The sequence below is a fragment of the Inquilinus sp. CAU 1745 genome, from assembly GCF_039839375.1.
Lineage (GTDB): Bacteria > Pseudomonadota > Alphaproteobacteria > DSM-16000 > Inquilinaceae > JBDOQU01.
Window position 1 is genome coordinate 208,782 of sequence record NZ_JBDOQU010000007.1, and the last position, 25,984, is coordinate 234,765.

At 66.7% G+C, this 25,984-nt stretch carries 25 protein-coding genes; 16 read left to right on the forward strand and 9 right to left on the reverse strand.

Features of this window, described 5'->3' with window-relative positions:
* Positions 1–4 precede the first annotated feature (4 nt).
* Positions 5–1,360 carry a YihY family inner membrane protein gene (locus tag AAFN89_RS11075; protein ID WP_347539010.1) on the reverse strand — a complete coding sequence of 452 codons (1,356 nt, stop codon included), beginning with the start codon at positions 1,358–1,360 and terminating at the stop codon, positions 5–7.
* Positions 1,361–1,545: 185 nt separating this feature from the next.
* Between AAFN89_RS11075 and fabI the strand changes: the two genes are divergently transcribed.
* The 4 genes from fabI to AAFN89_RS11095 all read left to right on the forward strand — a co-directional run bounded on the left by fabI (position 1,546) and on the right by AAFN89_RS11095 (position 4,644).
* Positions 1,546–2,385, forward strand: a complete 840-nt coding sequence (fabI, locus tag AAFN89_RS11080) for an enoyl-ACP reductase FabI (RefSeq protein WP_347539011.1) — start codon at positions 1,546–1,548, stop codon at positions 2,383–2,385.
* 9 nt (positions 2,386–2,394) lie between these two features.
* A complete protein-coding gene (gene aroC / locus AAFN89_RS11085) occupies positions 2,395–3,486 on the forward strand; it encodes a chorismate synthase (protein WP_347539013.1) in 1,092 nt (363 codons plus the stop codon).
* Positions 3,487–3,654: 168 nt separating this feature from the next.
* Positions 3,655–3,900, forward strand: coding sequence for a hypothetical protein (locus tag AAFN89_RS11090; protein ID WP_347539015.1), 246 nt, complete (start codon positions 3,655–3,657; stop codon positions 3,898–3,900).
* A gap of 84 nt (positions 3,901–3,984) precedes the next feature.
* Positions 3,985–4,644 (forward strand): peptidoglycan-binding domain-containing protein, encoded by a 660-nt coding sequence (locus tag AAFN89_RS11095; protein WP_347539018.1) that lies wholly within the window; start codon positions 3,985–3,987, stop codon positions 4,642–4,644.
* Positions 4,645–5,131: 487 nt separating this feature from the next.
* Here AAFN89_RS11095 and AAFN89_RS11100 read toward each other — a convergent pair whose 3' ends face one another.
* Positions 5,132–6,727: an ABC transporter substrate-binding protein gene (locus AAFN89_RS11100; protein WP_347539020.1), complete on the reverse strand. Its 1,596-nt coding sequence runs from the start codon at positions 6,725–6,727 to the stop codon at positions 5,132–5,134.
* Positions 6,724–7,239 (reverse strand): GAF domain-containing protein, encoded by a 516-nt coding sequence (locus tag AAFN89_RS11105; RefSeq protein WP_347539022.1) that lies wholly within the window; start codon positions 7,237–7,239, stop codon positions 6,724–6,726. Before AAFN89_RS11105 ends, AAFN89_RS11100 begins: the two co-directional genes overlap by 4 nt.
* 197 nt (positions 7,240–7,436) lie before the next feature.
* Here AAFN89_RS11105 and AAFN89_RS11110 point away from each other — a divergent pair, with 197 nt between their 5' ends.
* A complete protein-coding gene (locus tag AAFN89_RS11110; RefSeq protein ID WP_347539024.1) occupies positions 7,437–7,856 on the forward strand; it encodes a MarR family transcriptional regulator in 420 nt (139 codons plus the stop codon).
* Between the two features lie 103 nt (positions 7,857–7,959).
* On the forward strand, positions 7,960–9,726 hold the full coding sequence (sppA, locus tag AAFN89_RS11115) for a signal peptide peptidase SppA (protein WP_347539026.1): 1,767 nt from the start codon (positions 7,960–7,962) through the stop codon (positions 9,724–9,726).
* A gap of 79 nt (positions 9,727–9,805) precedes the next feature.
* Here sppA and AAFN89_RS11120 read toward each other — a convergent pair whose 3' ends face one another.
* Complete coding sequence (locus AAFN89_RS11120) at positions 9,806–10,549, reverse strand: TlyA family RNA methyltransferase (protein ID WP_347539028.1); 744 nt, start codon at positions 10,547–10,549, stop codon at positions 9,806–9,808.
* A 98-nt stretch (positions 10,550–10,647) separates the two neighbouring features.
* Here AAFN89_RS11120 and tyrS point away from each other — a divergent pair, with 98 nt between their 5' ends.
* The 10 genes from tyrS to AAFN89_RS11170 all read left to right on the forward strand — a co-directional run bounded on the left by tyrS (position 10,648) and on the right by AAFN89_RS11170 (position 20,030).
* Positions 10,648–11,901 (forward strand): tyrosine--tRNA ligase, encoded by a 1,254-nt coding sequence (tyrS, locus tag AAFN89_RS11125; protein WP_347539030.1) that lies wholly within the window; start codon positions 10,648–10,650, stop codon positions 11,899–11,901.
* A 6-nt stretch (positions 11,902–11,907) separates the two neighbouring features.
* Positions 11,908–12,666 carry a sulfite exporter TauE/SafE family protein gene (locus tag AAFN89_RS11130; protein WP_347539032.1) on the forward strand — a complete coding sequence of 253 codons (759 nt, stop codon included), beginning with the start codon at positions 11,908–11,910 and terminating at the stop codon, positions 12,664–12,666.
* Positions 12,667–12,685: 19 nt separating this feature from the next.
* On the forward strand, positions 12,686–13,597 hold the full coding sequence (locus AAFN89_RS11135) for a LysR family transcriptional regulator (RefSeq protein WP_347539034.1): 912 nt from the start codon (positions 12,686–12,688) through the stop codon (positions 13,595–13,597).
* A gap of 137 nt (positions 13,598–13,734) precedes the next feature.
* Positions 13,735–14,097 (forward strand): hypothetical protein, encoded by a 363-nt coding sequence (locus tag AAFN89_RS11140; protein ID WP_347539036.1) that lies wholly within the window; start codon positions 13,735–13,737, stop codon positions 14,095–14,097.
* Between the two features lie 450 nt (positions 14,098–14,547).
* Complete coding sequence (locus tag AAFN89_RS11145; RefSeq protein WP_347539038.1) at positions 14,548–15,348, forward strand: carbon-nitrogen hydrolase family protein; 801 nt, start codon at positions 14,548–14,550, stop codon at positions 15,346–15,348.
* Positions 15,349–15,363: 15 nt separating this feature from the next.
* On the forward strand, positions 15,364–16,038 hold the full coding sequence (locus tag AAFN89_RS11150) for an RraA family protein (RefSeq protein WP_347539040.1): 675 nt from the start codon (positions 15,364–15,366) through the stop codon (positions 16,036–16,038).
* A gap of 66 nt (positions 16,039–16,104) precedes the next feature.
* Positions 16,105–17,160: an ABC transporter substrate-binding protein gene (locus tag AAFN89_RS11155; RefSeq protein ID WP_347539042.1), complete on the forward strand. Its 1,056-nt coding sequence runs from the start codon at positions 16,105–16,107 to the stop codon at positions 17,158–17,160.
* 44 nt (positions 17,161–17,204) lie between these two features.
* On the forward strand, positions 17,205–18,332 hold the full coding sequence (locus AAFN89_RS11160; RefSeq protein WP_347539044.1) for an ABC transporter ATP-binding protein: 1,128 nt from the start codon (positions 17,205–17,207) through the stop codon (positions 18,330–18,332).
* Positions 18,329–19,222, forward strand: coding sequence for an ABC transporter permease (locus tag AAFN89_RS11165; RefSeq protein ID WP_347539046.1), 894 nt, complete (start codon positions 18,329–18,331; stop codon positions 19,220–19,222). Before AAFN89_RS11160 ends, AAFN89_RS11165 begins: the two co-directional genes overlap by 4 nt.
* Before the next feature lie 13 nt (positions 19,223–19,235).
* The gene (locus AAFN89_RS11170; protein WP_347539048.1) at positions 19,236–20,030 is read left to right on the forward strand and encodes an ABC transporter permease; all 795 of its coding nucleotides are present in this window, start codon (positions 19,236–19,238) and stop codon (positions 20,028–20,030) included.
* 78 nt (positions 20,031–20,108) lie between these two features.
* Here AAFN89_RS11170 and AAFN89_RS11175 read toward each other — a convergent pair whose 3' ends face one another.
* The 5 genes from AAFN89_RS11175 to AAFN89_RS11195 are packed head-to-tail and all read right to left on the reverse strand — an operon-like array spanning position 20,109 to position 25,760.
* Entirely contained in the window at positions 20,109–21,197 is a 1,089-nt protein-coding gene (locus tag AAFN89_RS11175; protein WP_347539050.1) for an ABC transporter permease, read from the reverse strand.
* Positions 21,197–22,345, reverse strand: a complete 1,149-nt coding sequence (locus AAFN89_RS11180; protein WP_347539052.1) for an ABC transporter permease — start codon at positions 22,343–22,345, stop codon at positions 21,197–21,199. Before AAFN89_RS11180 ends, AAFN89_RS11175 begins: the two co-directional genes overlap by 1 nt.
* Positions 22,342–24,051: an ATP-binding cassette domain-containing protein gene (locus AAFN89_RS11185; RefSeq protein ID WP_347539054.1), complete on the reverse strand. Its 1,710-nt coding sequence runs from the start codon at positions 24,049–24,051 to the stop codon at positions 22,342–22,344. Before AAFN89_RS11185 ends, AAFN89_RS11180 begins: the two co-directional genes overlap by 4 nt.
* A complete protein-coding gene (hlyD, locus tag AAFN89_RS11190) occupies positions 24,048–25,064 on the reverse strand; it encodes a secretion protein HlyD (protein ID WP_347539056.1) in 1,017 nt (338 codons plus the stop codon). Before hlyD ends, AAFN89_RS11185 begins: the two co-directional genes overlap by 4 nt.
* 3 nt (positions 25,065–25,067) lie before the next feature.
* Positions 25,068–25,760 (reverse strand): CerR family C-terminal domain-containing protein, encoded by a 693-nt coding sequence (locus AAFN89_RS11195; protein ID WP_347539058.1) that lies wholly within the window; start codon positions 25,758–25,760, stop codon positions 25,068–25,070.
* Positions 25,761–25,984: the final 224 nt, after the last annotated feature.

Here is a 25,984-nt window from a genome sequence, read left to right on the forward strand (position 1 = left end):
CCCCTCACCCTCCCGCTTCGCGGGTCCCTCCCTCTCCCACGGAGGGGAGAGGGTGAAGTTGGTAACCCTCTCCCCGCCGTGGGAGAGGGTTGGGTGAGGGGGCGTTGATTGGCTCGGGTTCCAGCACTTCCATCAGCGGCAGGCCCATGATGTCCGTCTGGGCGGCGTCGGCGGCGGTTATCAGTTCCGACAGGCGGCTCTGCCACGGCCCGTCCAGCCCCCTGATCGCGCCATGCGCGCCGCGCAGGCCGATGCCGAGCCCCTTGGCGAGGTCGTAGAGGCTGGCGGTGTGGAGGTCGCGGGAGAGGATCCAGCTGTCGTTGGCGGCGCGTTCGACGAAGCGGGCGTGGCGGAGCTGGTCCAGGATGCCGTCAAGCATCGCGCCGCCGACCGGCACGCGGTTGAGCAGCGTCTTCCGGCTGAGCTTGGTGCCGAACCGGCTGGCCTCCGCCAGGACGCGCAGGACGGCGCAGGCGAGCGTCAGGCGGAGCGCCGGCAGAAGGCTGTCGGCCTCCCCGCCGATCAGCTTCCCGGCGCGCCAGTCGGGCAACGCCGCGGCGATCACCGCGCCCAGCAGGACGATAGACCAGGTGAGGTAGAGCCAGATCAGGAAGATCGGCACCGTCGCCAGGGCGCCGTAGATCGTCTGGTAGACGGGAAAGGCCGTGAGATACCAGGTGAATGCTCCCTTCGCGACCTCGAACAGGATGGTCGCCACGCCGCCGCCGAGCATCGCATCCACCCCGCGCACCGCGCGGTTGGGAATCAGCCAGTAGAGCAGCGACAGGCCGATGAATTCGACCAAAGGCGGCGTCATCCCCCGCACCGACCCGAGAGCGGAGCTGACGCCGTTGGCGTTGAACAGCTCCGTCGTCGCGGAGACGCTGGCGACCACCAGGATCGGCGTCAGGCTGAGGATCGCCCAGAAGGACAGGAGGCGCACCAGGACGGGCCGGTTCTCCCGCACCCGCCAGATGGTGTTGAACGCGCCTTCGATGGTCGAGAGGAGCAGGATGGAGGTGATGATGAGGCCGACCAGGCCGAAGCCGGTCAGCCGACCGGCGTTGGAGGCGAATCCGCTGAGATTGTCGAGAACGCTTTCGCCGACCTGCGGCACGAAATTATCGACCACCAGCTCACGGAAGCCGATCTGCATGTCGCGGAAGGCCGGGAAGGCGGAGATGATGCCGACCATGATGGTCGTCAGCGGCACGATGGCGAGCAGGGCCGTATAGGTCAGCGCGGCCGCCGCCTGGGGACAGCGGTCGCCCAGGAACCGGCGTAGGGCGAACCGGCCGAAGGTCGGTATGTCCAGCGCCCTGTCCCGCCAGAACTGGGGGTTCCATCTTATCCATCTCATGGATCCGGTCTCCTCGATCGACCCCTTGCATCCGACCTTATATCCGACCTTATAGCTGACCTTCCCGGGCCGTTCCCCTTGTTTGACCCAAGGGTCCATTCGTGTAGGATCGGCGCTCCTTATTCGGCCGCCGGATTCATCGCCCTGACGGCGCCTCACCGCGGCTCCCATGACGAGGCTGTTTCATGACCGTTTCCTCCCCCCTCATGGCCGGAAAGCGCGGCCTGATCATGGGCGTGGCCAATGACCGTTCGATCGCCTGGGGCATCGCCAGCGCCTGCGCGGCGCAGGGCGCGGACCTTGCCTTCACCTATCAGGGTGACGCGCTGCTCAAGCGAGTCAAGCCTTTGGCCGATCAGGCGGGAGCGTCGCTGGTGCTGCCCTGCGACGTGACGGACGAGGAAAGCCTGGACCAGGTGTTCAACACGATCGGCGAGGAATGGGGCGAACTGGACTTCGTCGTCCACGCCATCGCCTTCTCCGACAAGAGCGAGCTGGACGGCCTCTACCTCAACACCACGCGCGGCAACTTCCTGCGCACCATGGACATCTCCTGCTACAGCTTCACCGCCGTCAGCCAGCGCGCCGTGCCGCTGATGAAGAAGGGCGGCAGCCTGCTGACGCTGACCTATTACGGGGCTGAGCGGGTGATGCCGCACTACAACGTCATGGGCGTGGCGAAGGCGGCGCTGGAGGCGTCGGTCCGGTATCTGGCGGTCGATCTGGGCGGGCAGGACATCCGCGTCAACGCGATCTCCGCCGGGCCGATCAAGACCCTGGCGGCCAGCGGCATCGGCGATTTCCGCTACATCCTGAAATGGAACGAGCTGAACGCGCCGCTGAAGCGCAACGTGACGATCGAGCAGGTCGGTTCGGCCGGCCTCTACCTCCTGAGCGATTTGGGCAGCGGCGTGACCGGCGAGGTTCATCACGTCGACAGCGGCTACCACACCGTTGGCATGGTGGCGGTCGATTCGGCCGCCGCGACGGCGGAGCTTCTCCAGAGCCTGGCGCCGAAGGGCTGAGAACGGATCATGGCTGGTAACAGCTTCGGCACGCTCTTCCGCTTCACGACCTGGGGGGAGAGTCACGGGCCGGCCATCGGCGTGGTGGTCGATGGCGCGCCGCCGCGCATCCCGCTCAGCGAATCCGACATCCAGGCCTTCCTCGACCGGCGGAAGCCGGGCCAGTCCCGCTACACGACCCAGCGGCGGGAGAGCGATACGGTCAAAATCCTCTCCGGAATCTTCGAGGGCCGGACCACCGGCACGCCGATCATGCTGATGATCGAGAACGAGGACCAGCGGTCGAAGGATTATGGGGACATCGCGGAGAAGTTCCGCCCCGGCCATGCCGACTACACCTACTGGAAGAAGTACGGCATCCGCGACCATCGCGGCGGCGGCCGGTCATCGGCGCGCGAGACGGCGAGCCGCGTGGCCGCCGGAGCGATCGCGCGGAAGATCCTGGCGCAGGCCGGGATCACGGTGCGCGGCGCGATGGTCCGGATGGGGCCGCACGCCGTCGACCGCGACCGGTGGGACTGGCAGGAGGTCGAGAACAACCCCTTCTTCTGGCCCGACGGATCGGCGGTCGAGGGGCTGGGCGACTATCTGGACGGCGTGCGCAAGGACGGGTCCAGCGTCGGCGCGGTGATCGAGATCGTGGCGTCCGGCGTGCCGGCCGGGCTGGGCGAGCCGATCTACGACAAGCTGGACAGCGACCTGGCCCGCGCCATGATGACGATCAACGCGGTCAAGGGGGTGGAGATCGGCAATGGTTTCGCCGCTGCCGCGATCCGGGGCGAGGAGAACGCCGACGAGATGCGCATGGCCGGCGACGGCGAGGTCGATTTCCTCTCCAACAACGCCGGGGGCATATTGGGCGGCATCTCCACCGGACAGGATGTGGTGGTGCGCTTCGCGGTCAAGCCGACAAGCTCCATCCTGACGCCGCGACGGGGCGTCGACATCCACGGGAAGGATGCCGAGATCGTCACCAAGGGCCGGCACGATCCCTGCGTCGGCATCCGCGCCGTGCCGGTGGGCGAGGCCATGATGGCCTGCGTCCTGGCCGACCATCTGATGCGCCAGTTGGCCCTCTCCGCCGCCGCTCCGCCGCGTTGAAACATGGCGAAATCCGGGCCCCGAGCGGCCGGAAACGCCTCAACTTTCTTCTGAAACGCCGCAATCCCGACAATCCTTTCCGGGATCGTATCGTCCTGGCCCGAACGACAGCGCGATGCTTGTCGCGATGTTCCTGACGGCCCAATGAAAGAGATTCAGGAGACGTATATGACCCGCATCAGAACCCTGGCCTTGACGACCGTCGCCGTGCTGACGCTCGCCGCCTGCGGCAGCAGCACGGGCGACCGGGCGTTGTCGGGCGCCGGCATCGGCGCGGCCTCGGGCGCGGCGCTCAACATCGTGACCGGCGGCAGCGTGGCCGGCGCGGCCCTTGTCGGCGGCGCGGTGGGCGCGGCCGCGGGCGCGCTGACCGACCAGGAAGACGTGAATCTGGGCAAGCCTTGGTGGCGCTGAGCCGCCGCCCGGATGGTGGGCCGGCATCCCTCCCCCTCAACTCAAGCCGGCCCACCTTCTTTTTCTTTGATGAGTTTCCCTCCCATGCCGAATCATCCGACCGCCGCCGCCCTGCTGGCGGCGATTCTTCTGACTCCGGCCGTTGCCGTGGCGTCGGCCGATCCCGTGCATCCGACCTCAGGCCTGCACGGAGAATTCATCGTCGTCGACCAGCGGGCGAAGGATGGCGGAGTTTCCGCCGATCCGGTCGAGCGCCCCTCCTCCATCACCTTCGGAGAGACCGTCACCTGGTATGACGGCCGGTCCTGCATGCCCTGGAGCGCGGAGGCGACGGCCGAGGAACCGGCGGTGACGAGCGATCCCCTGCTGTCGGACCTCTGGGTTCCGCCGGTCGGGGAGACGGGCATGTTCGAGGATCACCGGCGCGGCCAGACGGTGGAGATCGTCTGCGACGGCGAGACGTTCGGAGAACTGGTGATCGTCGACGACCGTGTCCTCTATGTCGAGGAGGCGGACGGCTATGTGATCCTTGAGCGCCCCCTGGAGGCCGAAGCGGCGCGAGAGCTGCAATGGTCGCTGAACCGGGCGGGGCACGACGCCGGCCCGGAGGACGGCGCGGTGGGTCCGCAGACCCGCGCCGCCGTCGCCGACTATGCGGTCAGGCGCGGCGCGGAGCCTGCCGATCGCGTGGGCGTCATCACCGAGAACATCCTGGAAGGCGTCGGCTTCACCGCCACGGACTGATCGTCCGGACCTGTCCGCCGCACCGCCTCACCTTGAGCCTGTCGAAAGGTGTGTGCCCCGCATGGTTCGACGGGCTCATCCTGAGGTTTACTTGCTGGTCATTCCGGCCTCCGAGCCGGAATCCATAGGCCCTCACCGCTTCACCGGCGGCGAAGGCCGGGGGCGGTCCCGTCCGCCATCGACGCCGCATGGATGCCGGATCGGGGTCCGGCATGACGGTCTTTGGAGAGAACCCCTCACCTTGAGAGCCTGTCGAAAGGTGTGTGCCCGCATGGTTCGACGGGCTCACCATGAGGTGAAGGAGCGAAGACCGCTCCCACATTCGTCATTCCGGACTTGATCCGGAATCCATGGGCCCTCGCCGCTTCGCCGGCGGCGAAGGACCGGACGCGGTCCCGAATGTCATCGACATCCTATGGATGCTGGATCAAGTCCAGCATGACGGTTTTCTGGTATGCGCCCGCATGGTTCGACAGGCTCACCGCAATCACTCCTTCGTCACCAGCCGGTAATAGACCTGATCGGATGTCGCGCCGTTGACGTAGCCCTGGACGGCATCGTTCATCGCGACCTGGCTGACCGCCTGGAACATGATGACGATCGGCGATTCCTCCTGCACGCGGCGCTGGAGTTCCACATACATCTCGTTGCGCGTCTCCTGGTCCGGTTCCGCCAGCGCCGCCATGGTCAGCTCGTTCATCTCCTCCGGCACTGCCCAGGCGTTCCGCCATGTCGTCGTGCTCTGGAACGCATCGTCGGAATTGTCGGCGTTGTAGGCGAAGGCCTTGGCGTTGGAGTGCGGGTCCATGAAATCCGGCCCCCAATAGAGCAGCATCGCCTCATGGTTGCGGTTCCGGTACTTGGTGATGACCTGGCTGCCGGTGCCGGGGATGATCTCGAAATTGATGCCGGCCTCCGCGAAACCGGCCTGCAGCACCTGCGCCATCTCCGTGAAGGGGGAACTGGCGATGACGTCCAGCGTCACGTCGATCGGCAGTTCCACGCCCGCCTCCTCCAGGATCTGGCGGGCGCGTTCGGGATCGTAGGTGTAGGGCGTCTCCGTCAGGGCACCGGGGAAGCCGGCGGGCCAGAACGCCTGATGGATGCGCATCTGCCCCCGAAGGAAGGAATTCACCATCCCCTCATAATCGACCAGATAGCGCGCCGCCTCCCACACCGCCGGCGGGGTCAGCGCGTCGACCTTCTGGTTGAAGCTGATGAAATGGACGGCGGCCTGGGGGTAGGTCTCGATCCTGATGCCTTCCTGGCCTTCCAGCCCGGCCACCTGGTCCGGCGTCAGATTGCGGGCGATGTCGGCGTCGCCGCTTTCGAGCAGCAGGCGCTGGGTGCCCGATTCCGCGATATGGCGGATGATGATCGACGCCATCTCCGGCGCGCCCCTGAAATAGTCGGGGTTGGCGTCCAGCGCGACCAGTTCCGAGGGCTGGTAGGCGCGCAGCGTGAAGGGCCCGGTCCCGGCCGAATGGGTGTTGAGCCAGGCGTTGCCCATGTCGCCATCCTGCTCATGCTCCATCACCGTCAGCTCATCGACGATCGAGGCCGGACGAGCGGCCAGGACGTTGAGCACGAAGAGCGGCGACATCTCTCCCTCATAGGACACCGTGACCTCGTTCGGCCCGGTGACCTGGACCATCTCTCCGACATTCTCCGGCGTCCAGCCGAGCTGGGTGAGGATGAAGGCCGGAGCCTTGTTCAGCTTCACGACCCGCGCGAAGGAGAAGACCACATCCTCCGGCCGCAGCGGATTGCCGGAGTGGAAGGTGACGCCGTCGCGCAGCGTGAAGACGATCGACTGACCGTCGTCGGAGAACTCCCACTCCGTCGCCAGCCCGCCGACCAGCTTCTCCACATCCTCCGCCTCGTACTGGACCAGCCGGTCGTACGTGTTGGTCACGATCTCCCCGGACGTGAACTCATAGGCCTGGGCGGGATCGAGGCTGACAATGTCGTCGATGTTCTGGGCGACGACCAGCATGTCCGGAGGCGTTTCGGCAAGCGCCGTCGCGGCCGGCAACGGGATCGTCAGGGCCGCGAGGATGGCGGCGGCGGCGAGGGTTCTCATGGATCGGTTCTCCCTGCTGAATTCATGGTTCCGGCAGCCAGCGCCGCGAGGAGCGCGAGCGTCGCGCAAGGCCGGAGCGCCATCGCCGCGTCGACGCGGCCGGGCGTATAGAAGCCGGTTTCGTGAAGAAGATTGACTGTCCCGATCACCTGGCCGTCGAAAATAACCGGCACGTTCACCACCGATTGGCAGCCCAGACTGTCGATCAGCGCGTGATCGGGAAAGACCTCGGCGATGGCCTCGATCGTATTGGCGACGAAGGGCCGTTTCCCTTCGATGACGGTCGCGGACCAGGGGCCGGCCGGCAAGGGCTTCGCTCCCGACACGGGATAGGCGGCGGGGTCGCTGGTGTGGAGCCGGTGGGCCATGGCGGTCGGGGGATCGTAGGCCATGACAGTGAACAGCTTAGCCCCCACCGTTTCCCGCGCCACCGCCTCCAGCGCGCGGAGCGGCGGGCCGGGCTGGCCCGGTTCGGCGAGGGCGTCGAGGATTCGGTCGAGGGCGGCTGGCATTCGGATTCCCTGTCGTCTCCGGCCCTTCATCCTTAGACCGCATCGCGCCGCGAAGGAAGATGGTTGGGCGGAGAAGTCCGGTGAACCCAAACGCACGAAAAAAACGTATCAAAGTTTATATTGGCAATTTCCGGAATGTCTGAAACGATCATATCCGGATACCGACGCCAGATTGGCCGGTGCGCATGGATCAGAAAATGGAAGCAGCCTGGGCTGTTGCCGAACGTCTTGAACAATTGGCCAGAGTGCCCTTCACGGGCAGCTTTTCCCACGGCCTCAACCCGGCCCAATGGGCCGCCCTTCGATACCTCGCCAACGCCGGCCTGACGACCAGCACCGTCACGGCCTTCGCCCGCTTCCACGGCACCACCAAGGGCACGGCGTCGCAGACGGTGAGCGCACTGGTGAAGAAGGGGCATGTGCTGCGCCACGCCTCCCCCACCGATCGCCGGATCGTCCATCTGGAGGTGACGGAGAGCGGCCGGGCGCTGCTGGAGACCGACCCTCTGGAGCGCCTGGCGCGGGCCTGCGCGACGCTGCCGGAACAGGAACGCTCCTGCCTGGCCGGGGCCGTCGACAAGCTGTTCGCGGCGCTTCGGGCCCAAGGGATCGCGTGAGAGGATAGCGTAACCTGTCATCCCGCGACGGTCGACAACCTTCCCGGCGCGGGGTAAGAGCGACCATCCGCACCTTTCGCGTGCATCCTCGCAGGGGTCTGGCATGGGACGTTTCATCGTCGGCCTGTTCGCCGTCATCGGATTTCTGGTCGTCCTCCTGATCGGCATGGGAGCGGCCGGCATCTGGGTCTGGGTCTCCCGTCCCGACGCCGCCTACGAGAACAGATGGATCGCGCTCACCGTCGATTTCCGGCAGACCCTTTCGGAAGGTCCGGGCGCGGGCCCGCTGGCGCAGATACTGGGCGACGAGGCGATGACGCTGCGCGACACGGTGCGGGCGATCGACAAGGCGGCGGCCGATCCCGAGGTTGAACTGCTGGTCGCCCATTTCGGCGGCGACGCCTTCGGCATGGCGGCGGCGCAGGAGATCAGGGATGCCGTCACCCGCTTCCGCGCGGCAGGCAAGCCCGCCGTGGCCTACGCCGACGCGTTCGGGGAGTTCGGGCCGGGCAACATCTCCTACTATGCGGCGACCGCCTTCGACACGATCTGGTTGCGCGAGGTCGGCGGCGTCGGCCTGACCGGCATTGCGGCGGAGGTCCCGTTCGCGCGCGAGGGGCTGGACGATCTGGGCTTCGACGCCCAGTTCGCCCGGCGGGGAATCTACAAGAGCTTTCCCGAAAGCCTGACGGAAAGCGGCTTCACGCCGCCGCACCGGGAGATGATCGAGAGCCTGACCGGCGACCTCCAGGCCCAACTCGTCGCCGGCATCGCCGAAGGGCGTGACCGGCCCGTCGCCTCCGTCCGCGACCTGATCGACCGGGGGCCTTTCACGGCGCGGGAAGCGCTGGAGGCGGGGCTTATCGACGGGCTGGCTTCCGGCGAGGCGCTGGCGGAGGAGATCTTCGACCGGCACGGCGTCTCGCTCACCACGCCTCGCGTCTCGCTTTCCGACTATGCGCGGTGGCCGGTGGAGATTCCCGAAGACGCCCCGACCATCGCCCTGATCGAGGCCGAGGGGCTGATCGTCGAGGGCGAGGGCGCCACCGACCCGCTGCTGGGCCTGGCCGTCATGGGCGCGGACACGATCGCCCGCGCGATCGACGGGGCCGCGGCCAGCCCGGCCGTGGAGGCGATCGTGCTGAGGATCGACAGCGGCGGCGGATCGGCCGTCGCCTCGGACATCATCGGGCAGGCGATCCGGCGCGCCGGGGAAAACGGGAAGCCAGTCGTCGTCTCCATGGGCAATGCGGCGGCGTCCGGCGGCTACTGGGTCGCAGCACCGGCCGACCTCATCATCGCCCAGCCGGCGACGCTGACCGGATCGATCGGCGTCTTCGCCGGAAAGATCGTGACGGAGGAATTCTGGGAAAGCTGGGGCGTCAATTGGGAGGCGGTCCCGCAGGCGCAGAACGCGCTGATGTGGAGCAGCGGCCGCCGCTATTCGCCTTCGGAGGTCGAGCGGCTGAACGCCTTTCTGGACGCGACCTACGCCGCCTTCATCGAGCGCGTGGCGACCGGCCGCGACCTCGACCCCACGGCGGTGGAGGCGATCGCCGGCGGCCGCGTGTGGACCGGCGCGCAGGCGCTGGAGCTGGGGCTGGTCGACAGGCTGGGCGGGCTGAACGAGGCGTTCGCGGCGGCGCGGGAGCTGATCGACGCGGAACCGGACGTTCCGCTGGAGGTAAGGGTCATGCCGGAACCGCCATCCCTCCTGGACCGCCTGCTCTCGCTGGTCGGCGGCTTCGCGGGCAGCGGCGCGAACGGCGCTTTCGACCGGCTAAGGCCGCTCGTCCAGCGACTGGAGCCGCTGCTGTTCGATCCCTCCGCCCATGTCGCCCGCATGCCGCCGATCCTCATCGGCGGATGACGAGCGGTCCCATTCTATAACTCACGATTGCGCCCGATCATGAGTTATAGAAACAGGTTCTATAGCTCACGCTCCGCGATTAGTCGCGGACGCCGCCCAACAGGAATTCGACATTTCCTTCCGGCCCGGTGATCGGGCTTTCGACGATGCCGAGCGTCCGCCAGCCCGGCTGGTTCGAAAGCCATGCCTCGGCGGCGTCGCAGACTTCCCTGTGAAGGTCGGGATCGCGGACCACGCCGCCCTTGCCGACGCGGTCCTTCCCGACCTCGAACTGCGGCTTGACCAGCGCCACCAGAAATGCGCCCGGACGGGTGAGCGCTAGCGGGGTTTCCAGCACCTTGGCGAGGCCAATGAAGCTGGCGTCGCAGACGACGAGGCCGATCGGGTCCGGCGCCTCCGCCCGCGTCAGATGCCGGGCGTTGGTGCGTTCCAGCACAACGACCCGGCCGTCCTGCCGCAGCTTCCAGGCAAGCTGGCCGTGGCCGACATCGACGGCATAGATTTTCGCCGCGCCGCGCGACAGCAGCACGTCGGTGAAGCCGCCGGTCGAGGCGCCCACATCCATGCAGACGAGGCCGGAGGGATCGATGCCGAAGGAATCCAGCCCCTTCACCAGCTTCAGCCCGCCCCGGCTGACCCAGGGGTGGTCCTGCCCCTTCAGGACGATCGGCGTGTCGACCGCGACCGGCTGGCCGGCCTTGTCCAGGCGGCGGTCGTCGGTGATGACGAGGCCGGCCATGATCAGCGCCTGGGCTTTAGTCTTGCTTTCCGCCAGCCCCCGGTCGACCAGGAGTTGGTCCAGCCGCTTGCGTTCAATCGCCATACGTTTCGTCCCTTTCCGCCGGTCAGATTGTGGCGGCTCGGCTTTGTGTGTTAATCACCGCTGCTCATCCAGGCTACCCCTTTACATTCGTGACACCCATGACCTCGCCGACATCGGACCTTCTGCGCGTTCTCCAGCAGCGCGGCTTCCTCCATCAGTGCACGGACATGGAGGCGCTGGACGCCCGCGCGGGAAAGGGCCGCATCACCGCCTATACCGGCTTCGACGCAACGGCGGACAGCCTGCATGTCGGCCATCTGCTGCCGATCATGATGCTGCGCTGGATGCAGAAGACAGGCCACCGGCCGATCGCGCTGATGGGTGGCGGGACGACCAAGGTTGGCGATCCTTCGGGCAAGGACGAATCCCGCCGGCTGCTGTCGTCCGACGACATCGCCGCCAACATCGCCAGCATCGAAAAGACGTTCGCGCGCTTCCTCACCTTCGGCGACGGCGCGTCGGACGCGATCATGGCCAACAACGCCGAATGGCTGGACCGGCTGGAATACATCCCCTTCCTGCGCGACGTTGGCCGGCATTTCACCATCAACCGGATGCTGAGCTTCGATTCCGTGAAGCTGCGGCTGGACCGGGAACAGCCGCTGACCTTCCTGGAATTCAACTACATGATCCTCCAGGCCTATGATTTCGTGGAGCTGGCGCGGCGCTACGATTGCAGCCTGCAGAGCGGCGGATCGGACCAGTGGGGCAACATCGTCAACGGCGTCGATCTGGGCCGCCGGATCGCCGGGGTCGATCTGTTCGGCCTGACCTGCCCGCTGCTGACCACCGCGTCGGGCGCGAAGATGGGCAAGACCGCCGCCGGCGCGGTGTGGCTGAGCCCAGACCGGCTGTCGCCCTATGATTACTGGCAGTTCTGGCGGAATACCGAGGATGCCGATGTCGGCCGGTTCCTGAAGCTGTTCACCGAACTGCCGCTGGACGAGATCGACCGGCTGGCCGCGCTGGGCGGCGCGGAGATCAACGAGGCGAAGAAGGTGCTGGCCACGGAGGCGACGGCGCTGGCTCATGGAAGGGAGGCCGCCGAGGAGTCTGCGACGACCGCGCACAGCGCCTTCGTCCAGGGCCAGGCCGCCGAAGGGCTGCCGACCATCGACATGCCGAGGAGCGAACTGGAGGCCGGGATCGTGGCCTTCCAGCTTCTGCGGATGACGGGGCTCGTCGCCTCCAACGGCGAGGCGAGGCGGCTGATCCAGCAGGGCGGCGCGAAGCTGAACGACAGCCGGCTGGACGATGGCGAGCGGATGGTGGGACTTGGCGACCTTAACGAAGACGGAATCATCAAACTGTCCGCCGGGAAGAAGCGTCACGCGCTGGTCCGCGCGGTCTGACATCCAATGATCGACCTGCAATCCCTGGCGATCATCGCCGCGGCGCTGGGCGCGGGCGCGCTGGTCAAGGGCGCGACCGGGATGGGGCTGCCGCTGGTCGCGCTGCCGGCGCTGGCCGCGACCTTCGGCGTTGCCCATTCGATCGCCATCATGTGCGTGCCGCTGGTCGTCACCAACGCGTGGCAGGTCTGGCGATACCGCCAGGCCCGGGCCGGCGGGGACATGGCGTTCCTGACGCCGATGCTGGTCATGGGCGCGATCGGCGTGGCGGCGGGAACATGGCTGCTGACCACGATCAGCGAGGATGCGATGGCGCTGGGGCTGGCCGCGCTGGTGCTGGCCTATGTGGCGTTGCGCCTGTTCAGCCCATCCTTCCGGCTGACAACCGTCACCGGCCGCCGCGCCGCGCCTTTCGTGGGGCTGGCCGCCGGAACCTTGCAGGGATCGACCGGCCTGTCGGCGCCGGTCGGCGTCACCTTCATCCACGCCATGAGGTTCGACCGAGAAGCTCATGTTTTCGCTGTATCCACCATGTTCCTGCTGTTCGCGCTGGCCCAGACGGGGGCGCTGGCGGCGGCCGGCATCCTGACCGGCCCGAGATTCCTGGAAGGGGTCTTCGCGCTGCTGCCGGTGGTGCTGCTGATGCCCCTGGGGCAGAAGCTGGCGACGCTGCTGAGCCGCGAGGCGTTCGACCGGATCATCCTGGCCATGCTGTGCGTCATGGCCGCCTTCATCATCTTCGGAGCGCTCGACGGACGCGGGTGAAGCGGGGAATATCGAATCCATGAACCTGCGGTTCCTGGAGACCTTCATCTGGGTCGCGCGGCTGAAGAGCTTCAGCCTGACGGCCGAACGGCTGCACACGACGCAGGCCGCGATCTCCGCGCGCATCGCCTCGCTGGAGCAGGAGCTGGGGGTCCGCCTGTTCGACCGCGAGGGGCGGGAGGTCAAGCTGACGCCCCAGGGCCTCGCCGCGCTGGACAAGGCGGAGACGATCGTCAGGCTGGCGGAAGAGTTCAAGGACCAGATCGGCGACCGCGATGCGCTGCGCGGCAGCGTGCGGATCGGCGTCATCGACACGATATCCCACACCTGGCTGGTCAGGCTGATCGAGCGGGCGCATGACGGCTATCCGAACGTCAATGTCGTCCTCCACGCCGACACCAGCCTGAACATCGCCGACGCGCTGCTGCGGCATGAGCTGGATCTGGGCCTGCTGATGGGGCCGGTGATCGGCCCGAACATGGTCAATATCGACCTCTGCACCTATTCCTGCGTCTGGCTGGCTTCCCCCGCCCTGCCCTTTCCGGACGGGCGGCTTACGGTCGAGGATCTGGCGCGGTATCCGATCGTCTCATTTCCCGCCTCGTCCAAGCCCCATGAATCGATGACGAGGCTTCTGGGGAAGCCGGAGGAAGGCGGCGTCATCTTCTACACCTCCAACTCGCTCGCCACCATCATCCGCATGGTGAAGGACGGGCTGGGCGTGGCGGCGCTGCCCGCCGTGCTGGTCCAGCAGGATCTGGCGCGGGAGGAGCTGAGGACGCTGGACGTGCTGCAATCCTTCCCGCCCCTGCCCTTTCACGCCAGCTACCAGGAGACGCCCAACTGCCTGCTGGCCGGGGCGATCGCGCTGATGGCGCGGGACGTGGCCGACGAATTCTGCGCCTCGGCCGACCCGACGCTGGCCTGGTAGCGGAACCACGAGGGGAGAGGGAGTAGTCAACCAGATGTGAACCGGCTGCGACCCCGCGCTCCGGAACAATTTCGGCCTCCGGCTTGCTGATTAAGCAAGTCGCGCGTCACGCGACGAGCCAACAATGGAGTGACGACATGAAATATCTTCTCGTAACGGCCGCAGCCATAGGCGCTTTTGCCGCCGCTCCGGCCTTCGCGGCCTCATCCTCCGACGGCATGGCGATGACCTGCGAAGAGTTCACCGCCATGGATTCCGACGCGCAGATGGAAGCCCTGAACATGGGGGCGCCGGCAGACCAGATGGAGGGCGACACCACCGGCGGCGCGGATCCCGGCACGATGCCGGATGCGACCGGAGGCGGAGGGGAAGACTCCGGCGACATGACCGGGTCCACCGGCGTAGAGACGAGCCCGACGGCCGCCGACGTCGTCTCCGCCTGTGCGGAAAATCCCGAGATGACAGTCGAGGAGGCCGTCCACGGATCGATGGAGCAGTAAATTCAGCCTTCCATCGGATGCGGAGGGGCATTCAGGCCCCTCCGTATCGTTCTGGCGTTCCTGTCGGGTCTTTCGCTGGACCTGATAGAAACAATGTCATACTGGACTTGCTGAACCGCGCCCGGTTCTTCGCCGCCGGTGAAGCGGCGGGGGCCCATGGATTCCGGATCAAGTCCGGAATGACCAACAAACAATAAGTAACTACAACAAAGTCATGCTGGAGACCGCGCCCGGTTCTTCGCCGCCGGCGAAGCGGCCTCGGCCCATGGGATTCCGGATCAAGTCCGGAATGTCCAATACCTGCAAGCCTATAATATTAAAAGAAATTTCGAAAACGCCATCCTCCTATAAAATTTAGTTATCCATACCGCAAAAAATTTGGTGTTGGACCCTGATGGCCGCCGGCCGCCACTCTCCCCGTTCGTTAACCATGCGAAGGAGGGAGCGTCGGTGAAAGTCGTTCAGGTTCAGATGAACAGCCAGGGTGACAAGGCCGCCAATCTGGCGGAGGCGGAGCGCCTGTTGACCGCGGCAGCGGAAGAGAAGCCGGACCTGGTGGTCCTGCCGGAATATTGGGCGCTGCTGGGCAACGGCGCGGCCGAATTCCACGAGAGCGCCGAAACCTTTCCCGACGGCGATGCCTACCGGCTGATGGCGAAGATGGCCAAGCAGCACGGCTATACGCTCCATGGCGGGTCGATCGTGGAGAAGCACGGCAACGCCTTCCACAACACCACCGTCGTCTTCGACCCCGAAGGGCAGGAGATCGCGCGCTATCGCAAGATCCACCTGTTCGACGTGGACGTGCCGGGCGGCGCCAGCCACCGGGAGAGCGAGACGATCGCGCGCGGGTCCGACATCGTCACCTACAAGGTGAAGGACAAGACCGTCGGCTGCTCCATCTGCTACGACATCCGCTTCCCCGAGCTGTTCCGCGCCCTGCGCGACAAGGGAGCGGAGGTGATCGTGCTTCCGGCCGCCTTCACCCTGATGACCGGCAAGGATCATTGGGAGGTGCTGGCCCGCGCCCGGGCGATCGAGACCCAGACCTATTTCCTGGCGGCCGCCCAGTATGGCTTCCACGCCGACGGCAAGAAGGCCTGCTACGGCCACACCCTGGCGATCAACCCGTGGGGCCATGTCATCGCCCAGGGCGGCGACCATGTCGGCTGCGTCACGGCGAAGCTGGAATTCCCGTACCTGGAGACGGTCCGCCAGAACATTCCCGTCGCCAACCACCACGTTCTTTAAAGGACGCACCCTCCCATGTTCACGATCAACCCCCTGCCGCAACAGCTCCCCCCCGCGATCGTCGACCTGCTGGAGCAGGTGGAGACGGCGACGGTCGGCCATATCCTGCATTCCGGCTTCATCGGCGGCGGCATCCGCGCGGTGCTGCCGGAGAAGCGGGTCGCCGGCACCGCCGTCACGCTGCGCATCCCCGGCGCGGATTCCACGCTTCTGCACCATGTGCTGTCGCTGGTCCGGCCGGGCGACTTCCTGGTGATCGACCGCTGTGGCGACACCAAGCACGCCTGCTGGGGCGGCGTGGTGACCAACGCCGCCAAGCTGGCGGGCGTCAAGGGCGGCGTCATCGACGGCCCGGCCACTGATTTCTCGGAGGTCAGGAAATGCGAGATGCCGCTGTGGTGCACCGGCCCATCGCCCATCACCACCAAGCTGCTGGGGCTGGAAGGCGCGTTCAACGTGCCGGTCAGCGTTGGCGGCCAGACGGTGGAGCCGGGCGACGCCGTGCTGGCCGATGAAAGCGGTGTCCTGATCCTGAAGCCGTCCGAGGCCGAGGCCATCGCCCGCCGGGCGATCGAGATGCAGGAACGGGAGGTGACGCTCCTGGAACGCCTGCGCAACGGCGAGAAGCTGCCCGAGATTTCCGGCGCCACCGCGAAGATCGAGGCGGCGAACGGCAAGCGCGCGGCCTGAATCCCTTCAGCCCAAGCCGCCATTCAAGAGCGGCGACATTCAAACTTCAAAAACCATGGAGGAAACATGACCAGAAAGCATCTTTGGACCGGCACCCTGGCGATCGCCGGCATGGCGATGATCCAGCCGGCCCACGCCGAGGAGGGCGTGGTCACCGTCGCCGGCTATGACGGCATCTTCGCCGACCATTATGTGGAGACGGTGATCGAGGGCTTCCGCGAAGCCTATCCGGACATCGAGATCGACTATTATCCGATGACCAATTCGGCGGCGATGCTGGGGATGCTGCGTGCGCAGCAGGAGGACCCGCTGCTCGACGTTGTCATCATGGACGTGTCCGTCGCCAAGGCGGCGACCGACGAAGGGCTGACAGCCGAGCTCGATCCCTCCATCGTGACCAACCTGGAGGACCTCTACCCGACCGCGTTCACCGAGGGCGTGAACGGCCCGGCGGTAACCTTCGACAATCTGGTCCTGATGTACAACACGGAGGCGGTGGAGGAGCCGCCGACAAGCTGGGAGGCGCTGTGGGACGAGCAGCATGACGGCATGATCACCATCCCCGCCGCGCCGGACATCCAGGGGACGGCCCTGACCATCATCGCCAACAAGCTGGCCGGCGGCGCGCCCTATACCGAAAACCTGGATGCGGGCGTGGAGAAGCTGGCCGAACTGGCCCCGCACGTCCAGACCTGGGACCCCAGCCCCGACCCCTACGTGCCGATCATGAACGGGTCCGCCAATATCGGCATCGGCTGGAATGCCCGCGGGCAGATCTATTCCGACCAGTCCGAAGGCGCGATGAAGGTCGTGATTCCGGAGGAAGGATCGATCTTCCAGATCAACACGATCAACCTGGTCGCGAACTCCCCGGACGCCGAGGCCGCCCAGACCTTCATCAACTATGCCCTGTCGCCGGAAGCCCAGGCGGCGTTCACCGAAGCCATGTTCTACGCCCCGACCAACTCCAAGGCCCAGCCGTCCCAAGAGGCGATGGAGCGCACCGCCGCGACGCCGGAGCGGATGGAGAGCATGATGGACGTGAACTGGCTGGAGGTCGCCGAGTTCCGCGAGGACCTGTCGGAGCGGTGGCGCCGGGAGATCATCTCCCAGAGCCGCTGATCGCGACCGCCAAAGGGTAACGGCCAAGGGTAACGGAGGGAAGGATGATGCACGCCGTGAAGATCGACGAACGCCAGCCCGACAATCGGACCGGGAAGGAACAGGAGGACAGCCACCTTCAGCTTCTCAATCTGGAAAAGCGGTACGGCGAGAGCGTTCTTGCGGTGCGCGATCTTTCCCTCCCCGTCCGGAAGGGCGAGCTGATCGCCCTTCTGGGCCCCTCGGGCTGCGGCAAGACGACGACGCTCCGCATGATCGCCGGGCTGATCCCGGCCACCGCCGGCCAGATCACGGTCGGCGGGCGGGACGTCACCAACCTGCCGCCCTATCGTCGGGATATGGGGCTGGTCTTCCAGAACTACGCCCTGTTCCCCCATATGACGGTCGAGAGGAACGTCGCCTTCGGGCTGGAGATGCGGAAGATCCCGCGCGACCGGACGAAGGAGATGGTCGCCAAGGCGCTGGACCTGGTCCAGCTTGGCCATCTGGCGGAACGGCGGCCGAAGGAGCTTTCCGGCGGCCAGCAGCAGCGGGTGGCGCTCGCCCGCGCGCTGGTGATCGAGCCCAGCATTCTCCTCCTGGACGAGCCTCTCTCCAACCTGGACGCCAAGCTGCGCGACCAGATGCGGATCGAGATCAGGGACATCCAGCAGCGGCTGGGCATCACCACCGTCTTCGTCACGCATGATCAGGTGGAAGCGCTGAGCATGTGCGACCGGATCGCGGTCATGCACAAGGGCAAGCTGGCGCAGATCGGCACGCCGTTCGAGGTCTATGAAAGGCCGCGCACCCAGTTCGTGGCCGAGTTCGTCGGCCGCATCAACAAGATACCTGGCACGCTGAAGACCGATGGCACGATCGATATCGGCCTGCAGAAGATCCGCTGCGAGAACCCGTCGACCCCGCCGGGGCCCGTCGACGTCATGATCCGGCCGCACCGGATCGAGATCTCGCAGAAGCCCTTTCCGGCCGACGGGGCGAACCACGCCCAGGGCCGCATCGTCCGGTCGACCTATATCGGCGACACGCTGGAGCATCATATCGATCTGGGCGGCACGACGCTTCAGGTGGAGAAGGCGACGACGGCCGGACCGCAGCCGGTCACCGTCGGCGATACGGTCCATCTGCGCTGGGCGGCGTCCGACACGCTGGTGTTCGGAGAAGAAGAATGACCGCGGCCGCGATCTCCCCTTCCCCCGGCGGGATGTCGCGCCGCGCCGGCCTCAACCGTTACCAGCTGGTGACGGTGCTGCTGCTGCCCATCCTGCTGGTCAATCTGATCTCCTTCATCCTGCCCAGCCTCAACCTGCTGAGGATGAGCTTCAACCGCTCGGTCGCCGGCGGCGCGATCGAGCAGGCGTTCACCTTCGAGAACTATTTCGACGTGATGACCGACTGGTTCTACCTGGAGCTGGTGTGGAATTCGCTCTACATCTGCGGGATCATCACGCTCGTCACGCTGGTCCTTTCCTACCCGATCGCGCTGTTCATCCACCGCACCAGCGCGAAGTGGCGAAGCGCGCTGACGCTGCTGGTGATCTCCCCCCTGCTGGTCAGCGCGGTGGTCCGGACCTATGGCTGGATCATCATCCTGAGCGACCAGGGCTTCATCAACGGGCTGCTGATGTGGGCCGGCGTGACGGACCAGCCGATGCGCCTCGTCTTCAATAATTTCGGCGTCATCGTCGGGCTGGTGGAGATCCTGATGCCCTACATGATCCTGTCCCTCTTGGCCGGGTTCGGGCGGCTGGACCCGACGCTGGAGGAGGCCGCGCAGTCGCTGGGCGCGAAACGCTGGAAGACGCTCTTCCGCGTGACCATCCCGCTGACGGTTCCCGGCATCGCGCTGGGCTGCCTGCTGGTCTTCGTGCTGTCGATCAGCTCCTTCATCACGCCGAAGCTGCTGGGCGGCGGGCGGGTCTTCCTGCTGGCGACGGAGATCTACGACCAGGCGATGATCCTGCTGAACTGGCCGGTGGCGGCGACCCTGTCGATGCTGATTCTGGTCATCTTCGGCATCGCGCTCTGGTTCTACTCCCGCGTCGTCAAGAGCTTCGAATAGAGGAGGCCGATCCATGGAAAACAAGAACTCTATCGGCGCGCGCCTTCTCGTCGGGCTGCTGTTCATCTTCCTGCTGGCGCCGGTGCTGCTGGTCTTCCCGATGAGCTTCAGCGGCGACCCGTATTTGTCCTTCCCGCCATCCTCCTGGAGCCTGCGCTGGTATCAGGAACTGCCGACCAACAGCGTGTTGGTCGGCGCCTTCTGGACCAGCCTGTCGCTGGCGGCGGTGGTGACGCTGCTGTCGCTGGCGATCGCCATCCCGGCCGCCTACGCGATCACGCGGATATCCTTCCCGGGGCGGGAGCCGCTGTTCGCGCTCTTCACAGCCCCCCTGCTGCTGCCGACCATCGTCCTGGGGCTGGCGATCCTGATCGTGTTCGTGGAGATCAACCTTGTCGCGACATTCCACGGGCTGATCCTGGCGCATCTGGTCATCACCCTGCCCTACGCGCTGCGGGTGCTGGCGACCGCGCTGGGGACCCTGCCGCCATCGGTGGAGGAAGCGGCCTCGACACTGGGCGCGCATTCGCTGACGGTCTTCCGGCGCATCACCCTGCCGCTCATGACGCCGGGTATCGTCGCGGCCTCCGCGCTGTGCTTCCTGGTCAGCTTCGACGAGGTGGTGATCTCGCTCTTCGTCGTCGGGCCCAGCATCACCACCCTGCCGGTGGAGCTCTACCGCTATGTCGACACCCGCAGCGACCCGCTGGTGGCGGCCGCTTCGGTCTTCCTGATCGTCGGCACGATCGGAATCATCATGATCGTCGAACGGTCGATGGGCCTGAACAAGGCGCTGAACAAGGGCTGAGCCACCACCCCCACCTTCCCATCCCTCCGGGATGGGCCCCTTCCTCCCCCGCCTTGCAGGGGAGGAGGAAAGCAGTCCTCACTCCATCCGTCGGCGAAACAGCCAGGCGGCGGCGGTTAGGGTGCAGAGGGCGATGAGGGCGAGGGGGATGGTTCCGGCGATCACCTGTTCCGCCGGCAGATCCTTCAGGAAGATGCCCTGGACGATGGTCAGGAAATGGCGCAGCGGGTTGACGATCGTCACCGCCTGGAGCCATTCGGGCATGTTGTCGACCGGGGTCGCGAAGCCCGACAGCAGGATCGCCGGGGAGGCGAAGAGGAACGCGCCCAGGATCGCCTGCTGCTGGGTCGCCGACAGGGCAGAGATGAAGAGGCCGACCCCGATCGTCGCGGCCAGATAGAAGACAAGGCTGGCGTAGAGCAGCAGCACCGATCCCCGGAGCGGCACGTCGAACACCAGGATCGCGGCCAGGATGAAGACCGTGGAGTGGACGAGGCCGATCAGGAGCGGCGGGACGGTCTTGCCGACCAGGATCTCATGAGTCCGGAGCGGCGAGACCATGAGCTGGTCGAACGTCCCCAACTCCCGCTCCCGCGCCACGGAGAGCGCGGTGACGATGAGACCGATCAGCAGCGAGATGATCGCCACCAAGCTGGGCACGGTGTACCAGATGAAATCCAGATTGGGATTGAACCAGTTACGCGCCTCGATCGACGGGCGCGGCCCCGGCGCGGGTGACATCCCGTCGACGATCCGGCCGATATAGCCGGCGACGATCTGGGCGGCGTTCGACCGCCTGCCGTCGAGGATCGCCTGAACCGTCGCCGGCCGCCCGGCCTCTATGTCGCGGGAGAAATCGGGGCCGATGCGGATCGCCGCGATCACCCGCCCCCGGTCGATCGCCTCCTCCAGCGCCTCGGGCCCATGGAGATAGACGAGACGCGTGAAGGTCGGGGAGCCGTCGATCCGCTGGATAAGCTCCGCGCTCCAGCGGCCCGCATCCTGGTTCAGGATCGCGATTTCGACATTCTTGACCTCCAGCGTCGCGGCGTAGCTGAAGATCAGGAGCTGGATCAGCGGCGGGGCGATCAGCACCAGCCGGCCCTTCGGATCGCGCAGGATGGCCAGCAGTTCCTTCACCACCAGCGCCGCGATCCGACCGCCCATCAGGCCAGCCTCTTGCGGGTGTTCCGGGCGGCCAGCGCGAAGAAGACCGCCCCGATTCCCAGCATGACCGCGATGTCGCGGAGGAACATCGCCCAGATGTCGCCGGCCAGGAACACCGTCTGCAAGCTGGGGATGAAATAGCTGGCGGCGACGACATGGCTGAGCCAGCGGATCGGCGCGGGCATGGAGCCGATCTCGAAGATGAATCCCGACAGCAGGAAGGCCGGCAGGAAGCCGCTCAGCAACGCCACCTGGGAAGCGACGAACTGGTTCTTTGTGGCGGCAGAGATCAGCAGCCCCTGCCCCAGCGCCGGGCAGAGGAAGGCGGCGGAAAGGGCCAGCAGCGCCACGACCGACCCCCGGAACGGCACGCCGAACAGGAAGACGGCGATGGCGACGCAGAGCGCCATGGAGGCGAGGCCGAGCGCGAAATAGGGCAGCAGCTTTCCGGCCAGAAGCTCCGCCACGCTGACCGGCGTCGCCATCATCGCCTCCATCGTCCCGCGCTCCCACTCCCGCGCGATGACCAGCGCGGTCAGCAAAGTGCCGATCAGCGTCATCACGATGGCGATCGATCCCGGCACCAGGAAATTGCGGCTGCTGAGTTCGGGGTTGAACCAGAAGCGCTGGGCGACCTCGATCACCGGACCGCGCTCCCCGCCCGTCCGGGCCTGCTCAATTTCGACCCATGTCGCCAGCACGCCCCGGGCGTAGTTCTGGACGAAGCTGGCGGTGTTCGGCTGCGTGCCGTCGGCGATGACCTGGACGGTCGGCGCGTCCTCCGGATCGGCGAGCGCTGCGGCGAAACCCGAGGGGACGACGATGATGCCCTTGATCCGGCCGGCGACCAGATCGTCGGCGAAGGCGCGGCGGTCGCGCCCGGTCTCCACATCGAAATAGCGGGAGCCCCGGAAGGCGGCGACCAGTTCCCGCGCCGCCGGGGACGGCGTCTCCACCACCATCCCGACCCGGACCACCGTCGCGTCCAGCGATACGCCGTAGCCGAACAGGAAGAGCAGGATCAGCGGCAGGACGAAGGCGATCAGGATGCTGCTGGGATCGCGGAAGATCTGCAGCGTCTCCTTGCGCATCAGCGCCGTGAAGCGTCGGCGGCGATCACTTGCGGAAACGGCGGGAGCGTCGGTCACGCCGCCTCCCTTTCCGCATCGGATGCCTGGACCAGCGCGATGAACGCGTCCTCCAGCGTCGGATCGGGCAGATCGGGACCGGCGACACTGGCCTTAAGGTCGTCCGGGGAGCCCGCCGCGATCGACCGGCCGCGATAGATGAGCGCGAGGCGGTCGCAATATTCCGCCTCGTCCATGAAATGGGTGGTGACCAGCACCGTCACCCCCCGTTCGACCAGGCCGTTGATATGGGTCCAGAATTCCCGGCGCGTGATCGGGTCGACGCCGGAGGTGGGTTCGTCCAGGAACAGGGCTTCGGGTTCGTGCATCACGGCGCAGGCCAGCGCCAGCCGCTGCTTGAAGCCGAGCGCCAGCGTCCCGGCAGAGACGCCGAGATGGCGCTCCAGGTCGAAGATATCGACCATGAGGCCGATCCGTTCCTTCTTCCGCGCACCGGACAGTCCGTAGATGCCGGCGAAGAAGGCGAGGTTCTGGGCGACGCTGAGATCGCCGTAGAGCGAGAATTTCTGCGCCATGTAGCCGAGCCGGGCGCGAGCGGCGGCGGTGTCGCGGCGAAGGTCGAAGCCCGCGACCCTGCCCTCCCCCGCGCTGGGCTTCAGCAGGCCGCAGAGCATCTTGAAGGTCGTGGACTTCCCCGCGCCGTTCGGGCCGAGAAGGCCGAAGATCTCTCCGCGCGGGATGGAGAAGGTGATGTCGCCGGCCGCGGTGAAGTCGCCGAACCGCTTGGTCAGCCCCCGCGCCTCGATCACGCTGCCGTCGCCATCCTCTATCCTGCGCGTCGTCTCCGCCAGCCGCGACCGGCCGCCCGGCCCGCCGCCCAATATGTCGACGAAGGCATCCTCGAAGCGGGGCGGCGTCGGCTCCATTTCCTCGGACGGCGTGGAATCCTTCGCCAGCACCAGCCGGATGGATTTTCCCTGGACCACGCCGTCGATGATCCCCGGACGTTCCAGCAGATCGGCCAGCAGGGCGCTGGGGCGACGATCCGTCTGGGTCAGTTTGAACACCCTTCCCTCGACCCTCGCGGTAAGGTCGGCGGGTTTACCGTCGAACAGCAGCTTTCCTTCATTGACCAGCAGCACGCTGTCGCACTTCTCCGCCTCGTCCAGATAGGCCGTGGACCAGAGGATTCCGATGCCTTCTCGGGTCAGGTCCTGGACCATGGCCCAGAGATCGCGACGGGAGATCGGATCGACGCCGACCCCTGGCTCGTCCAGCAGCAGGAGGCGCGGCTTGCGCAGCAGGGCGCAGGCGAGCCCCAGCTTCTGCTTCATCCCGCCCGACAGTCGCCCGGCCAGCCGGCCGGAGAAGCGCTTGAGGTCCGTGAAGGTCAGAAGCTCATCGAACGTTGCCACCCGTTCACCCTGCGGCAGGCTGCGCAGATCGGCGTAGAGCGTCAAATTCTCCGCGACCGTCAGATCCTCGTAGAGGCCGAAGCGCTGGGGCATGTAGCCGATCTGGGCGCGGATGGCGTCGGCGTCGGCCTCGGCGGCGGGGTCGAGTCCCAGCACCTCCAGCGTCCCGCCATCGGGGAGCAGGAGCCCGGTCATCAGCCGGATCAGCGTCGTCTTGCCCGCGCCATCCGGGCCGACAAGTCCGGTGATGCCCCCAGTCGCGACCGTGCCGGAAACCCCGTCGAGCGCCGGCGGCCCGTCCGCGTCGAAACGCTTGGTGACGGAGGAGAAGCGCGCGAGGAGAGCGGTCATTGCTCCGTCCGCCGCGCGTCGGGGAAGCGCACGGTCACTGGCATTCCCTGGCGCAGCCCCTGGTCGGGATCGTCCACGATCACCCGCAGCCGGTAGACGAGATCGGTGCGCAGCTCCGGCGTCTCCACCGAACGCGGGGTGAATTCCGCCTGCGGCGAGATGAAGCCGACATGGCCGCGATAGGGTTCGTCGGGGCGGGTGTCGGTCACCACCTCAGCCGCCATGCCGGGATGGATGCGGCCCAGATCGGGTTCGGGGATATAGGCGCGGACCCATACCGGCTCCCGCGAGGTGACGGTGTAGACCGTCTCCCCAGCCATGATCACGGCTCCGGGCTCATGGACCCGCGTCAGGATCACGCCGTCGCCGGGCGCGGCGAGGATCGTGTCCGCAAGGTTCGTTTCCGCCAGCGCGAGGGAGGCCCGCGCGGCTTCAAGGCCGGCGCGGGCGGCCTCTATCTCCTGCTCCCGCGCGCCGGCCAGCAACAGGTCGAGCGCGCGTTCGGCGGAAACCAGCCGGGCCGCGGCTTCCGAGCGGTCGGCCTGGGCGGCATCGTAGGCCGCCTCGGTAACCGCGCCCGTCCGCACCAACCGAGCCTGCCGGGAGAATGTCTCTTCCGCCGCATCCAGGCTCGCCTGCCGCTCCGCGACCAGCGCGCGGGCCTGGGCGATCTCCGCCGGGCGCGGGCCGGCCTCCAGATCGGCGAGGATAGCGGCGGCGCGGGCGACCTCCGCCTCCGCCTGCCGGACCTGGTCCCGATAGGGCTGGCCTTCCAGCCGCGCCAGGACATCGCCGGCGGAGACCGCCTCGCCCTCCTCAACCGCCATCTCCCCGATCCGGCCGGAAACGCGGAAGCCCAAATCGACCTGCCTGATGTCGACATTGCCGTAGAGCGTCAGGGGAGCGTCCTCAGCCTCCCGCCAGCCCAGCCGTTCGGGGATGTCGCTCCACCAGAGACCGGCGGCGAGGCCGAGGATTGCGAGCGCTATGAGGGGGCGGACGACTTTCTTCATCGCTCACCCACCCGTCGGCGGCGGCGCCAACGCCGCCACAGAGTCCGCGATCATGTCGCGGATCAGCGCGAATTCGCGGTCCCCGACCTCATCCCATTCCATCTGGCGCATCACCGCCGCCCGGCCGGCGCGCAGGATCAGGATCTGCCCGACCAGCGAGATGGTGCGGAGGCGGACGGCCTCGCAATCGGGATTTTCGTTCAGGATGCGGCCGACGAGTCGGCGCGCCGTCTCGATGATGCGCTTCATCACGCCTTCGTAGAGGCGGGAGAACGCCTCCGTCGGCTCCATCTGCTCCCGGATGATGAAGCGCGCCCAGCCGGCGGATTCAGGGGCCACCATGGTGCGGGCGAAGGCTTCCAGGATCTGCGCGAGGAGGCGGCGCGCCTCTCCCTCCTCCAGCGGCCGGCGGCACGGCCCGTCATTGGCCGCGCTCCACAGCCGGCTCCTCACCTCTTCCGCGACCGGACCGATGCGGGCGGAGATCTGCTCCCCGATATGGTCGGCGCAGGCGAGGTAGAGCCCTTCCTTGCCGCCGAAATGATAGGGGATCGCCGCAAGGTTCACGCCCGCCTCCCGGGCGAGGGCGCGGGTGGAGGCATCGAAGCCATGGCGGCCGAAGATCTCGATGGCGGCGGTGAGCAGGCGCAGCCGGGTTTCGTCGCCGCGGGAGGTGGTGTCGATAGCGTCGGTCATGGGGAGAGGTTAAGTGGATCGAACGATTAAGTCAATCGATTGACTTAATATGTGGCAAAAGAAGAGCGCCCGTGATGGGCGCTCTTTGAAAAACCAAACTTGTGCAACCGGGAACATTCCTGACAGTTAGTCCGGATACATTCCTGACAGTCAATCCGGCTGGGGTTCGTGAGCCGGTTTGGCGCGGGGCGGGCGCCCCCCGCCCAACCCGGGGGCGTTTACGG